Here is a 12,691-nt window from a genome sequence, read left to right as displayed (position 1 = left end):
CGCGACCGTTCGGCATGGTCGCGACTGCGTCGTTAGCTGCCGCGATACGTCGTGTAGCCGCCGGGCGAGAGCAGCAGTGGGACGTGATAGTGCTCGTCGGGCTCCTCGATGACGAACCGGACCGGCACCGTCTCCAGGAACGTCGATCCCGTTTCGCTGCGGCGGTAGTAGTCGCCGACATCGAACTGGAGCTGGTACGTTCCAGCTTCCATCTCGTCGGGTGTCAGGAGCGGCTCGTCGAGGCGACCGTCGTCGTTGGTCGTCCCGTCGGCGAGCGTTTCGGCGTCGCCGTCGGAATCCAGCCGCTGGAGCGTCACCGTGACGCCCTCGGCGGGTCCCTCCCGGCTCGTGTCGAGTACGTGCGTCGTGAGCTCTGCGGCCATCTGTTTACTGCTCTTCGAGGTCGTCGCGGTCCATCGAGAACTGCTGGTAGCCGGTCGGTCGGGCCGGCTCGCGCAGCACTCTGACGTCCTCGTCGCCGTCGATCTCCTCGCGAACGGCGATCCAGGTCTGGTTGTTGGCCTCGAAGTTGACCGATTCGAGCTGCGGGAACCGTTCGAGAACGCGCAGGCCGACCTGGTAGATGAGGTCCTGGATCGACTGCGAATAGACCTCGTCGAACATGACGTGGGCGATGTCGCGGACCTGCTCGGGGGCGACGTAGCGCTGGGGCTCCTCGCCGAGACAGTCTTCCGGATCCTCGTAGTTCCAGAAGATGTCCATCGAGATGTACAGCGTGCGGTCCTCGCGCTCGGGCAGGGTCGTGTGCTCGTCCTGGACGTAGTCCGTGAACGAACTGCCCTTCACCTTGACCAGCTGCAGGTCGGTGATGCCGCTGTTCTGCTCTTCGATCTGCGGGCCGTCGTCGCCGCGGGTGAGGTAGACCTCGCCGAAGCCGGACTCGTTCTGCGAGACGCGGAAGACGAGCTCGCTCGGCTCGAAGTCGCCGTCGTCGGTGGGGACGTCGAGCTCGTCGAAGGGGATCTGGTCGGCCGACAGCTGGATGGCCTCGATCTGGGGGTACTGGTCGAGGAACTCACGGCCCGTGAAGTCGAGGAACCCCTCGACCGTCGCGCCGTCGTACTCGCCCAGCTGGTACTGGACGAAGTTCTTCATCGTGTCCGTCGCGACCAGATCGGTGTTGTCGGCTTCCTTGAAGTTCTTGAAGAACTTGTCGCCCTCGAGTCGGATACGAACGTCCAGACCGAGCAGCGTGTTGTCGCGACCGTCGAACGACGATTCCGGGATCGTCCGGACGTTTTCGAGCGGCGTCGCGTAGGTTCGGTAGATACCGATTTTTTCCTTCCCGTAGTTCATCAGCCGCTCGCCCTCCTCGGGTTCGGGTTCACGGTGTTTGTTGGTCGTCATACGCAGTTGTGTGGTTATGCCACCCACTACAAAAGCTTTTATACTCGATTCATCATGAGGTTTAGGCGTTTCGCCGACCGATCCGAACCGGAGCGAAGCGATCCGATTCGGCCTCTGAAACTACCCGTCACGCACTTCCCGATCGGCGCTGTCGGGAATCGAACGCAACGGGGCGGTCCGAACGGGCGAATCGGCGAGTAAAACGAGCGCACCTCTTTCCCGTAACTTTCTCGGGCCCTCGCGACCCATACGCGAACGATTCCTAGTCCTCCACCATGTCGTCGAGGCGGAGCCGTGCGATCTCGTGGACCTCGTCGAGGGCGGTTCGGAACTCCTCGTCAGTGGTGTGTTCGACGCGCTCTTCCATCGCGCTCCGGATCGTCTCCGGCGACTCATCGTTCACCGACATGATGAACGGGAAGCCGAATTTCCCCTGATACCGGTCGTTCAGTCGCTGAAACGCCTCGTACTGTTCCGGCGTGAGCTGATCGAGCCCGGCGGACGCCTGCTCCTGCTCGGAGGCATCGGTCATCTCGGTCTGCTCACCGAGATCGGGGTGGGCCTTGAGCAGTTCCCGCGTGCGCTCCTCCGAGGCCTCCTCGACGGTCGCCTCGAAGGTCTCCTGCAGATCACCGACCGACGAGAACGGCTGTGCCGACCGGCTCCGCTCGGCCACCCACGGCGACGTCTCGTACACGCTGCCGAAACGGTCCACGAACGCGTCCTCGTCGAGCTGATTCGCTTCCTCCAGTGTGAGTTCGGCCATGACTGCTGCCCGTCGGCTCGCCGGCCAGTTAAAACTCACCCTTCACCAGCGAACGACGGGAGCGACATAATACAGTGTTCGCACGCGTATGGGCACTGGCGTTTCGGCTTCCGATATCCACCTTCGGTTTGTGACCATGATGATGTCTCATTTCGAAACACGTGTTTCTATACCGAACTATCGTCCGAAACCGTCGCCATCACACATCCGATTTGACGTATCGAGGTCTGTTTTCGCTTACCATCCGTGTCCCCGATGTCTTTGAACGTGAGGTATCGAGTCGAAAAAAGCGAACCACGCCGATGAAGCTCTCGAACCTGCTTTCTCGGTCGTCCGAACACGCCACTGCGTGCGTGATGGCGACGCCGATGCGGATTGCTTTCTGCACGACGACGTAGCTGAGGAACCAACTATCAGTTCAGATAGCCTTCTTTTCGGAAATCGAAACACCGATCGTGACGGCCGAGTCGTGTCCCGCTCAGTTTCGGATGCTGGTCGTTCCCATGAATCAACCCGTGTCTCGGCCGTTCACGACCGTTCGGCAGTCGATCGTGGAGCGTACCGCCGCGGATCGATACCCGCCATCGCCCGTCTTCGGTCGGAATGACTCCCTTGAGGCTGTTTTCACTGTTCGAAGCCAGGTCGTGATCCGAGAGTGGGGAGGTACGGCTGTGGAAGACGTGGGGTGGCTTTTTCGCACTCCTCGAATACTATGACAGCATGACTGTCGTCATAGGTACTTGCACGTCATCGGGTGGGGGATCGTTCCGTCGTTCGGTGTTTCGCGGCGTCATCTCAGTCGTCATCGACGTCTGCGGAACATCGGATGTCTGTACCGGCTTGGCTATCCGTGCGAGAGGTTTATCTCGATCTCGTTGACCGCACCGAGGAGCAGTTCGGGAAACTCCTCCGTCAGCGTCTCACCCGCCAGCCGGTTGGCCGGCCCGGAGATGCTGAGCGCGCCGATGGCGACGCCGCGATCGTCGGCGATCGGCGCACCGACCGCATACAGGCCCGGAATGGACTCTTCTCGGTTGAACGCGTAACCCCGTTCCCGAATTCGTTCGAGATGCTCGAACAGTTCGTCGCCGTCGGTGATCGTGTCGTCGGTGCGAGTGGGCAATCCGTAGCGATCGACGATGTTGCCGACGTGTTCGAGCGGACGGTGGGCGAGGATCGCCTTGCCGGCCGCGTGCTGGTGGAGATAGCCGACGTCGCCCTCTCGGCTGTCGGTGCGGACGGACTGTGCCCCGCTCGCGCCGTAGAGATGGATGCTGCGTCCGTTTTCGGCGGTCATACACCACACCTTCTCCCCGGTGCGATCCGCCAGCTCGTCGACTTTCGCGTGCGCTTCGTGATACAGCGGCCGCCCGTTTCGCGCATCAAGACCGAGATCGAGGAATCGGAGCCCGAGCGAATACCCATCGTTCTCGACGAGATAGCCACGCTGCACCAGCGTTCCGAGATGGCGATGGACGGTGCTTTTCGCCCGATCGAGATCGGCGGCGATCTCGCTCACGCCGGCGTCGTCGTGTTCGGCGATGTATTCGACTATCTCGAACGCCGTCTCGACCGTCGTCACCGGATTGGCCACCTCGTGCATGCTTGCTACTGTATCTCACCCGAGTTAGTTCTGTTCCCGTGAGCGAAACAGGTATTCGGATGGTCGGTAATCGAGTTCGTCAACGTCACTGTGGTTGTTCCCGACAGTTCCACGTCCGATGATTCATCGCTGGAGCTGCTCGATCCGTCAACGACGTGGATCACCACACCGACCGATAGAAGGAAGTCGTTCCGTGCGAAGTTTGGCGTACTGTCACATGCATCGATGTCGATCCGGTTTCGCGAGCGCGAATACACACTCACCGGCTCGATACCCGCTGTGGACAGCCATTCCCAGTTATGACAACTGTCAGTACGGAGATCGTCCGGACGCTGGAACGCCTCGACGTCGAGTATCTCTTCGGCTATCCCGGCGGGCGAGCCATCGAACTCCTCGAAGCGCTCGCCGAGTCGACCATCGAGGTCGTGCGTCCGCGCGACGAGCGCGAAGCGAGCGTGATGGCCGAGATGCACGGCCGCCTCCACCGCAAACCGGGCGTTCTCACCGGTCAGGGGCCCTGGATCGGCTCGATCGGCGCGATCGGCCAACTTGAGGCACGCCTCGGTTCCTCGCCGATGGTCGTGCTCACGGAAGCCTCAGAACGCGGCGAGTATTCGACGCTCGCACCCTATCAGCAGGCCCGCGGCGACTACGGCGGGTTCGCGCTGCCGAAGATTCTGGACGGGATCACCAAGGAATGGTGGTTCCCGCGGACGGCGAAAGAGACCCTCAGAACCACACAGCTCGCGTTCAAACACGCGACCGCCGGCCGGCCCGGTCCCACCGCGGTGATTCTCGACGGCGACGCCGTTACCGCCGAAATCCCAGAAACTGACGAGCCACCGACGCTCTGGCCGCCCGAAGAACAGGTCAGAAACTGGGAATCGTGCCCGACGGGGAGCGACGTCGAGCGCGCGGCCGAACACCTCGCTACGGCCGATCGACCGGTGATCGTCGCGGGCAACGGTGTCCACGCGGCGGGAGCCTACGACGAACTCGAAGCCGTCGCCGAGCGCTACGAGGCGGTGGTGACGACCTCCTATCTGGGAAAATCGACCATCGCCGAGACTCACTCGCTCGCGGCGGGCGTCATCGGTTCGTTCGGTCACGAGGGCGCGAACCGGGCCGTGAGCGAGGCCGACACGCTCCTGGTGGTCGGCTGCCGGCTGAACCCGATGGACACCAACTGGGGTTCCGAGTCGTTCGTCCGGCCGGACGAACAGACGATCATTCATGCCGACATCGACAGTCGCAACGCGGGCTGGGTCTACCCCGCCGACGTCGGGCTGATCGGCGACGCAAAGCGGAGTTTGAGCGCGCTCGACCGCGCCGCCGAGGCGTACGCACCTAGCAACGACTGGGCACGCGAACGCGCTCGCGATGCCCGCGAGTCGTTCCGGGTATCCGAATGCAAGTCAGACGACGAACCGATCAAACCACAGCGAGCGGTCGCCGCGATCGACGAACTCGTCGACGAGAACACGCTCGTCACCGCCGACTCGGGCAACAACCGGTTCTGGTTGCTGAACTACCTCAAAACGCCCGCCCGGCGAACGTATTTCGGCAGCGGCGGCGTCGGCGGGATGGGCTGGGCCGGTCCCGCGGCCGTCTCGGCAGCCATCACCACCGATCGGGACGTGGTCGCGGTCGCGGGCGACGGTGGTTTCACGATGACGATGACCTGCGTCGAGACCGCGGTCGAGTACGGCGTCGCGCCGACGTTCGTCGTCCTCAACGACACGAGTCTGGGGATGGTCCGCCAGATGGACGATTCGATCCCCGGCGTTGAGTTCCACGACACCGATTTCGTCAGGGTCGCCGAGGGGTTCGGCGCGGAGGGAACGTGCGTACGCTCGCCCGCGAATCTCGACGGGACGCTCGCCACGGCGAAAGCGGCCGACGTCCCCACGGTGGTCGACATACGTATCGATCCCGACGAGGAGATGGCCGAGAAGCTCCAGTCGTCGTTCTACGAGTCGGTCGGCGGCCTCCACGAATAGTTCAGGGCGGCGCAACGCTTTTGCTGAACTCGTGCGACTGTCGAGGGGATGGGAGCCAACGAGACCGTCCTCGTCACAGGTGGCACCGGCTTCATCGGCGCGTACGTCGCGCGGACGCTCGTCGAGCACGGCCACGAGGTGATCGCCTACGATCGCTCGACGGACCCGCGAATCCTCGAAAAACTCGACGTCGCCGATCGGGTCACGATCCGCCGTGGCGACGTGAGCGACCCCACGGACGTGGTGAACGCGGTCGCCGAGACCGGTGCGACCCGGATCGTCCATCTCGCTGCACTGTTGACGAATGCGGTGGAATCGAACCCCCGGGCCGCCCTCGACGTCAACGTCCAAGGAACGAGCAACGTCTTCGAGGCGGCGCGCGCCCTCGATCACGTCGAGCGCGTCGCGTGGGCCTCCTCGGCGGCGATCTACGCTCCGCCCGCGAACTACGACGACGGCGGCGACTGGTGGGTCACCGAGGACGATCTCGTGGCTCCTGATACGCTCTACGGCGCGACCAAGGAGTACAACGAGCACCAGGCGCGCGTCTATCACGAGGAGCATGGCGTCGACCACGTCGCCATCCGACCCACGATCGCGTACGGTCCCTACCGCGAGACCGGTGGGTCGGCCTTTCTGGCGAATATCATCGAGAAACCGGCTCTCGGTGAATCGTTCGCCGTCGACTACGGCGATCAGGAAGTCGACTGGCAGCACGTCGAGGACATCGCGCAGGCATTCCGGCTGGCGACGTTCACCCCCGAAGACGATCTCTCCCGGCGCGTCTACAACGTCCGGGGCGAACTCGCCTCGGTTCGGGAGGCCGTCGACACGGTCCGGGAGATCATCCCCGATGCCGACATCGAGGTGAGCGACGAGGGTGAACTGCCGTGGACCCAGCGCCTTGATATGAGTGCTTTCCAGGAAGACACGGGTTACGAGGTCGAACACGATCTCGAAACCGGCTTCCGCAAGTACATCGACGTGCTCCGCGAGGAGCACGGGCTCGACCCGCTGTGAGGCGACCGTTTCGCCGGCTCAATCCGTCGTCTGGCTGTACTGCTCGACCCATTCCTGCAGAGTGATGCCCATCGCGGCCTGGGTGATGGCGTTCGAGGAGGCGGCGTTGGCGCTCTTGACGAGTTCGGCCTCCAGCGTGCGTTCGGGCACTTCGCCGAGGAAGTGGGGGATCGCGCGCTGAACGGTGAGAGGGACGCCCACCTCGTGGGCGAGCGCGTAGCCCGAGATCGAGTGGGGAATCACCCCGGAGGCGTAGCGCTCGCGATCGGTTCCCGCGAGCAGTTCGCTGTCCACGTGGTCGACGTATTCGTAGCATTTTCCGACGTCGTGGAGCAGGCAGGCTGCGACGACAACGTCGATGTCGGGGTCGGCGTCGTGGAAATCGCGCTGAATCCGTGCCGATTCGAGTGCGATCTTCGTCACACCACGGACGTGCTCGACGTTCGAGACCTCGTGGATGTTCCACGCGTACGGGATGTCGGCGATCTCCCGCCAGCCACCGCGTTCGAGGCCCAGTGCCCACGCCTCGACGACTCGCTCGCGGAGATCGTCGCTCTCGATGCGATCGAGTTCCGGAAACGCCTCCCGGACCTGTTTCTCGTGGTCCGTTTCGACCATCTCAGTAGCCCTCGACGTCGATTTCGTTCTTCCAGACTTTCTCTTCGCCGATGAAGCGGGGACGACGATCGATATCCAGGAAGCTATCCACGTCTTTCCGGGCCTTAGCGGCGACATCCTGTGTCGGGTCGTAGTCACGACTTCCCTCGCTGCCGAGCGCTTTGTGGAGATCGTCGAGCGACTCAAAATAGAGTTCGGCGACACCGTCGAACTCGGCGTTATCCGGATCGGTGGGATACACTGTCTGATAGCGGACGGCACCCTCGATGTCTTTCGCCAGCGGCGAGTGGGTTTCCTCCCAGTGCTCCCGAAATTCGTCGTGTTCCATCCCGTCCTTCCGAACGAGGAATGCCGAGTGTTTGTAGAGTCCATCGGTCTTCCCATCGACCTCGTCCTTCCAGACTCTCTCCTCGCCGATGAACCGCGGTCGACGTTCGACATCGAGGAATTCGTTCACGTCCTTCCGAGCCTCTGCCGCAACCTCTCGGGACGGGTCGTAGTCACGACTTCCCTCGCTGCCGAGGGCTTCGTGGAGGTCGTCGAGCGACTGGAAGTAGAGTTCGGCGATACCGTCGAATTCGGCGGTGTCGGGATCGGTGGGATAGACCGTCTGATAACGGACGACGCCCTCGATGTCTTTCGCCAGCGGTGAGTGCGTTTCTTCCCAGTGTTCGCGAAATGCGTCGTACTCCATCCCGTCCTTGCGGACGAGCAATGCGACGTGTTTGTACATCTCGTTCGTGGTTCGTCGGCTCGTGCGATAAATCATCGGGGCGGTCGGCGTGGAAGAGGGGGGTTGGAGGAATGAAGGACGCCGTGATGTGTCGTGGGTTGCCGAAACAACGAAGTTTATGTGTCGACTGGCGGAGGATTTCGGTATGTACGAGCGCGATTTCATGGAGGGAACGCGGGGGACTCAAACTGTGGACTGGGAGGAGCGCATCGACGGCAAGCGTCTGCGCGAGGAGCGCTACGAAAAGGCGCTGGAGCGACTCCAGGACTCGAAGCTCGGCTCGATGCTGCTGGTCTCGGACCCGAACATCCGATACGTGACTGGGCTCGCGATGACTGGCGGGAGCGGGGCGGATCACTACACCCTCCTCACCGAAGACGGCGACGTGATCCACTGGGACACCGCCGATCACGCCTCGAACCAGCGGTTCAACTGTCCCTGGCTCGACGACATCCGCTACGCCGCGCCAGGACTGGGCAACGTCCCACGCGCGTCGGGGCGCGACTCCGCGCGCGAGTTCCTAACCGGAAAGATGGCGAGCCTCGTCCAGGAAGCGATGGCTGAGTACGGCGTCGCGACGGAACCGATGGGGATCGATGTCGGCAATGCGGGACTGATCGACGCCTTCGAATCGGGCGGCGTCGAGGTCCGCACGAAGGAGTGCGTCGATCTGATGCACGATGCTCGGAAAACCAAGACGACCGACGAGATCGAGTGTCTGCGGATGGTGGCGGCGATCTGTGAGGCAGGGTTTCAGCAGATCACCGAATCGGCTCGACCCGGCAAGCGCGAGTCGGAGGTCTGGGGCGACGCAGTGCGCGAACTCTGGCGACACGGCGCGATGGCCCAGGGTGGCTACGTGACCAGCGGGCCGAACACGTGGCCGAAACATCAGGCCAACACTACTGACCGGATGATTCGACCGGGAGACATCGTCTACGCCGATTTCTACAACATCGGCTACCTCGGCTATCGCTCGTGTTACTACCGTACGTTCTCGATGGGTGAACCCACTCAGGCCCAGCGAGACGCCTACGAGACCGCCCGGGACAACCTCTACGACGTCCTCGAACGGATCGAGCCGGGTGCGACGACCGACGAGATTGCCCAAGGGTTCCCGGACATGGCGGGCGAGCACGCCGACTGGTACGACGCCGACGAGCGCTGGCAGATGACGACGAACCACTGGGCGCACGGGCTGGGCCTCCAGCTCTACGAGGTGCCCCTGATCTGGCGCGGTCTCTCGCCCGACCACCCGATCGAGATCGAGGAGGGGATGACGATGGCTGTCGAGACGATGGAGCCGGCCGACCGCCAGGGCGTGCGCGTCGAGGAGATGGTCGTCGTCCGCGAGAACGGCGTCGAGATCCTGAGTCAGTGGCCCGTCGAGGAGATCACCCGTATCGACTACTGACTCGGCGCATCGAAGACAAGGCAGTAGCTGTGATCGTAACCGTAGCCGTAAGTGCCGCCCTCGGGGTCGTCGGAGTGTCTATCGTCCTCGTTCTCCCAGCCGACGACGACCTCGCCGCGGAACTCGAACGTCGTCGCGACGGCATCCGCCACGTCCCACGCCAGCGTGGTCACTCTCCCGCCGTGTTTCATGTTGGCGACGTCGACGAGTACCGTCCCATCGGGAACGACGATCTCGCCGACGTGGGCGAACACCGTTTCGATCGCGTCGAGATACTCCTCATACGTCGTTTCGCTCGCATCGTCGTAGTTTGCCAGCGGATCGACGCCCATCGATTCGACCATGTACGGCGGCGAGGTGAAACAGCAGTCGATCGCCGGAACGGCGAGCGATGGGAGATCGAGCGCGCTCGCGTGGCTGACGCGTTCCGGATGATCGATCCGCTCCTCGATGTGCGTGACTCGCTCGCGTTCGTATTCGATGCCGTAGACTTCCCGTCCCAACCGTTCGCCGACGGCAAGCGTGGTGCCGAACCCGGCGAACGGATCGAGTACCACGGCATCCGGAGCGGTGTGCTCGGTCAGGAAATGCGCCACATACGACGGTGGCGTGCGGGGATCACCGTCGGCGGACGACGGGAGCCTCGTCGATTTCTCGTAGGGTAGCGTCAGGAACGTCATGGCCAAAGATCAGCAGCGGTGTCCATCAGCCGTTCGGTATCACGTCCGTCGGGCAGCCACCCGGGGATAGTGCTTTGAGGCCCGGGTGCACACTCCCGATATGAAGCTCGGGACCGGACTGTTCACCGGCCAGCGCCGACCCGACGACGACCGCTCGATGAGCGAGCTCTACGACGAGATCCTCACGCTCGGGCGAGCGATCGACGACGCGGGTCTCGACAGCGCGTGGGTCTCCGAACACCACTTCGCCGAGGATGGCTACCTCTCGGGCACGATGCCGACGCTCGGCGCGCTCGCGGCCGCGACCGACGAGATCGAGATCGGGACGTGCATCGCGCTCGCGCCGCTGTACGACGGCGTCAGGTTGGCCGAGGACGCCGCGACAGTCGATCTCCTCGCCGAGGGTCGGTTGACGCTCGGGCTCGCTATCGGCTCGAATCCCGACGAGTTCGAGCAGTTCGGCGTCCCGCGCGAGGAACGCGCCGAGCGCCTCGCCGACCAAGTGAATCTCCTTCGAGCGGCGTGGTCCGCCGGCCCGCTCGACTACGACGCCGACTTCCACGACGTCACCCCCGACGTGAGCGTGACACCGAAACCCGACGGGGACGTGCCGATACTGCTCGGCGGTGCGGCCAAACCAGCCGTCCGTCGTGCTGCCCGGACCGCAGACGCCTGGTGTGCTCCCTCGAAACTCTCACTTTCAGGCATCGAAAAGCGCGTCGACGACATCCGTAACGTCCGCGAGAAAGACGGTATCGACGGAGAGTTCACGGTGTACGCACTCGTCCACGGCTGGGTTGACGATTCGCGCGAGGCGGCGTGGGAAGCGATGAAACCCGGCTATTTCTACCTCCAGCGGCGCTACGCCGAGATCTTCTCCGGTGAGACTGTCGACGAACTCACTGCCGAACGAAAGCAGAAATTAAAAGAAAACGCAGTATTCGGTACAACCGAACAGGTCGCTACAGAGCTGGAGCGCTACCGCGCGGTCGCCGGCGACGATACTCATATCATCTTTCGCACCTATCATCCCAGTGTCGGCACCGATGCGATGGTCGACTGTATCGATCGGCTCGGTACCGAGGTCGCGCCGATGATCCAGTAAGAAGGATTCGTGATCGAATCTCCGGGCAGTTGTGGAGGTTCTATCGCTTGTACAGGACAGGTCTTGGCGGTCTGATCGAACAAGAAAGTAGGTAGGAAGCAGATGGAGAAGATTTCTGCCGCTGATCGGCAGTGCGATGCACGGTAGTAGTCTCTGTTCGTCTCGATATCCGACCACCGCACTATATTTCCCGGGATCGATGGTTCTGTGATGGATGAAGTCGTGTGGTCGCCGATCTCTCTTGCCAATGTTCGTCGACAGACGCGTGTGCGACAGCGGCGTAATTGCTCTCGAATAACGCGGTTAAGATGTGACGGGAATGGATCGAATCAAGCGATCGTGACTCATCTGAAACTAATCATACATCTGTTAATATTGCCATTTCTGCAGAGCGAGCGATCGGCATGCTGAACTTTCACAAATATATGTTTTGATGGAGGATGCAACAAATATATAATATATGTCAGATACTGCGGGCGGTGATACGAACGTCTGTGGCCGGCAAGTGGTGTCCATCGCTTTCTGGGTAGTTCAGGCAAGCATCGTGGCCAGTAGACGGTCGCGTTCCGGGATGCACGAGCTCCGATATCGGCCGCCTTATATGAGTTTTTCGGCCGTGTTCGACTGTCCATCGCAGAAATCAGCGTGCTTGGCAGAGAGCAAAAGTTATAAATTAGTGTAGTCTAATGTATCTCTTAGGAGGTGGAAAACACGACCAGAAACAGTAGAGTGGTGGAGGCACGCGACGGGGTGATCCGTCGTGTACTCCCGACGTAATGGTACTCTCCGTTGCTACACGCCGGCCCTGGTGAGTTCCTGTATCCACTTGGGCCATGGGCATTGGTGGTTCTACCATGCCACTCGTGCGAATTTATCGATACGTTGCGAACGCATGGACGTTTTCAGTATCGATCCTCCGACCGAGATGACTTCACAAATAAGCTATAGCATCAGCTAAAAACTTGTTTTCTTATATTTTCTATCGGCCAGTTCATAGCACGGCCGTGGTACCGCTTGCGTCTACGACTGCTGCGCAGGTCCCTACCGGATCGGCAAAAGCCAGCGTGTTCAAGTGACGGTGCGTCGTTGGCTGTCGCGTGACCGTCGATCTCGTCATCGCGAATGGAACGCTGGTAACGCCCGATCGACTGCTCGACAGCGCCATCGCCGTCGACGACGGTGAAATCGTCGCGGTCGGTGACGAGCGGACGCTGCCCGATGCCGACGAGCGAGTCGACGCTTCGGGCATGTTGGTGCTGCCGGGCGTCGTCGATCCGCACGTCCACATCGACGGCCGCTCTTGTGTAGATTAGCGGAATACGTTGACGGCGACGCAATCGATGAGACTGTGGATGGGTGCTTGAACAAGATTCAGGGAACGAAG

At 62.1% G+C, this 12,691-nt stretch carries 12 protein-coding genes and 1 pseudogene (1 of these 13 cut by a window edge); 5 read left to right on the top strand and 8 right to left on the bottom strand.

Going from position 1 to position 12,691, the window contains the following annotated elements; genetic code table 11:
- Window positions 1-32: 32 nt before the first annotated feature.
- From uraH to C448_RS12480, 4 genes are all read right to left on the bottom strand, one after another.
- Window positions 33-383 (bottom strand): hydroxyisourate hydrolase, encoded by a 351-nt coding sequence (gene uraH / locus C448_RS12495; protein WP_004055321.1) that lies wholly within the window; start codon window positions 381-383, stop codon window positions 33-35.
- Window positions 384-387: 4 nt separating this feature from the next.
- The gene (gene pucL / locus C448_RS12490; RefSeq protein WP_004055319.1) at window positions 388-1,368 is read right to left on the bottom strand and encodes a factor-independent urate hydroxylase; all 981 of its coding nucleotides are present in this window, start codon (window positions 1,366-1,368) and stop codon (window positions 388-390) included.
- A 262-nt stretch (window positions 1,369-1,630) separates the two neighbouring features.
- Window positions 1,631-2,134, bottom strand: a complete 504-nt coding sequence (uraD, locus tag C448_RS12485) for a 2-oxo-4-hydroxy-4-carboxy-5-ureidoimidazoline decarboxylase (protein ID WP_004055317.1) — start codon at window positions 2,132-2,134, stop codon at window positions 1,631-1,633.
- Between the two features lie 844 nt (window positions 2,135-2,978).
- Complete coding sequence (locus C448_RS12480) at window positions 2,979-3,737, bottom strand: IclR family transcriptional regulator (protein ID WP_004055316.1); 759 nt, start codon at window positions 3,735-3,737, stop codon at window positions 2,979-2,981.
- 299 nt (window positions 3,738-4,036) lie between these two features.
- On the opposite strand from C448_RS12480, the gene C448_RS12475 reads away from it, so the two are divergent.
- Both C448_RS12475 and C448_RS12470 read left to right on the top strand, forming a co-directional pair.
- Entirely contained in the window at window positions 4,037-5,737 is a 1,701-nt protein-coding gene (locus C448_RS12475) for a thiamine pyrophosphate-binding protein (protein ID WP_004055314.1), read from the top strand.
- 48 nt (window positions 5,738-5,785) lie between these two features.
- Window positions 5,786-6,757, top strand: a complete 972-nt coding sequence (locus C448_RS12470; protein ID WP_004055313.1) for an NAD-dependent epimerase/dehydratase family protein — start codon at window positions 5,786-5,788, stop codon at window positions 6,755-6,757.
- Window positions 6,758-6,775: 18 nt separating this feature from the next.
- On the opposite strand, the gene C448_RS12465 is transcribed toward C448_RS12470, so the two are convergent.
- Both C448_RS12465 and C448_RS12460 read right to left on the bottom strand, forming a co-directional pair.
- Window positions 6,776-7,375, bottom strand: a complete 600-nt coding sequence (locus C448_RS12465) for an HD domain-containing protein (RefSeq protein WP_004055311.1) — start codon at window positions 7,373-7,375, stop codon at window positions 6,776-6,778.
- A gap of 1 nt (window position 7,376) precedes the next feature.
- On the bottom strand, window positions 7,377-8,108 hold the full coding sequence (locus C448_RS12460; protein ID WP_049916330.1) for an EthD domain-containing protein: 732 nt from the start codon (window positions 8,106-8,108) through the stop codon (window positions 7,377-7,379).
- A gap of 145 nt (window positions 8,109-8,253) precedes the next feature.
- Here C448_RS12460 and C448_RS12455 point away from each other — a divergent pair, with 145 nt between their 5' ends.
- Window positions 8,254-9,522, top strand: coding sequence for a M24 family metallopeptidase (locus C448_RS12455; RefSeq protein ID WP_049916329.1), 1,269 nt, complete (start codon window positions 8,254-8,256; stop codon window positions 9,520-9,522).
- Here C448_RS12455 and C448_RS12450 read toward each other — a convergent pair.
- Window positions 9,516-10,202: a DNA methyltransferase gene (locus C448_RS12450; protein WP_004055305.1), complete on the bottom strand. Its 687-nt coding sequence runs from the start codon at window positions 10,200-10,202 to the stop codon at window positions 9,516-9,518. The genes C448_RS12455 and C448_RS12450 overlap by 7 nt on opposite strands.
- Window positions 10,203-10,302: 100 nt before the next feature.
- Between C448_RS12450 and C448_RS12445 the strand changes: the two genes are divergently transcribed.
- The gene (locus tag C448_RS12445) at window positions 10,303-11,307 is read left to right on the top strand and encodes an LLM class flavin-dependent oxidoreductase (RefSeq protein WP_004055303.1); all 1,005 of its coding nucleotides are present in this window, start codon (window positions 10,303-10,305) and stop codon (window positions 11,305-11,307) included.
- A gap of 1,097 nt (window positions 11,308-12,404) precedes the next feature.
- Window positions 12,405-12,620 carry a hypothetical protein gene (locus tag C448_RS12440; RefSeq protein WP_004055301.1) on the top strand — a complete coding sequence of 72 codons (216 nt, stop codon included), beginning with the start codon at window positions 12,405-12,407 and terminating at the stop codon, window positions 12,618-12,620.
- On the opposite strand, the pseudogene C448_RS12435 reads toward C448_RS12440, so the two are convergent.
- Window positions 12,617-12,691 (bottom strand): annotated as a pseudogene (locus C448_RS12435) (IS1595 family transposase) (it continues 817 nt past the right edge of the window). The gene C448_RS12440 and the pseudogene C448_RS12435 sit on opposite strands and share 4 nt — an antisense overlap.

This window comes from Halococcus morrhuae DSM 1307, assembly GCF_000336695.1.
In the GTDB taxonomy this organism is placed as follows: Archaea; Halobacteriota; Halobacteria; order Halobacteriales; family Halococcaceae; genus Halococcus; species Halococcus morrhuae.
This window is presented reverse-complemented; position numbering and strand designations above follow the sequence as displayed.

Bases quoted from the DNA above. Each gene is read 5' to 3' on its own strand.
- uraH (WP_004055321.1), bottom strand. From the start codon at position 383: ATGGCCGCAGAGCTCACGACGCACGTACTCGACACGAGCCGGGAGGGA.
- pucL (WP_004055319.1), bottom strand. From the start codon at position 1,368: ATGACGACCAACAAACACCGTGAACCCGAACCCGAGGAGGGCGAGCGG.
- uraD (WP_004055317.1), bottom strand. From the start codon at position 2,134: ATGGCCGAACTCACACTGGAGGAAGCGAATCAGCTCGACGAGGACGCG.
- C448_RS12480 (WP_004055316.1), bottom strand. From the start codon at position 3,737: ATGCACGAGGTGGCCAATCCGGTGACGACGGTCGAGACGGCGTTCGAG.
- C448_RS12475 (WP_004055314.1), top strand. From the start codon at position 4,037: ATGACAACTGTCAGTACGGAGATCGTCCGGACGCTGGAACGCCTCGAC.
- C448_RS12470 (WP_004055313.1), top strand. From the start codon at position 5,786: ATGGGAGCCAACGAGACCGTCCTCGTCACAGGTGGCACCGGCTTCATC.
- C448_RS12465 (WP_004055311.1), bottom strand. From the start codon at position 7,375: ATGGTCGAAACGGACCACGAGAAACAGGTCCGGGAGGCGTTTCCGGAA.
- C448_RS12460 (WP_049916330.1), bottom strand. From the start codon at position 8,108: ATGTACAAACACGTCGCATTGCTCGTCCGCAAGGACGGGATGGAGTAC.
- C448_RS12455 (WP_049916329.1), top strand. From the start codon at position 8,254: ATGTACGAGCGCGATTTCATGGAGGGAACGCGGGGGACTCAAACTGTG.
- C448_RS12450 (WP_004055305.1), bottom strand. From the start codon at position 10,202: ATGACGTTCCTGACGCTACCCTACGAGAAATCGACGAGGCTCCCGTCG.
- C448_RS12445 (WP_004055303.1), top strand. From the start codon at position 10,303: ATGAAGCTCGGGACCGGACTGTTCACCGGCCAGCGCCGACCCGACGAC.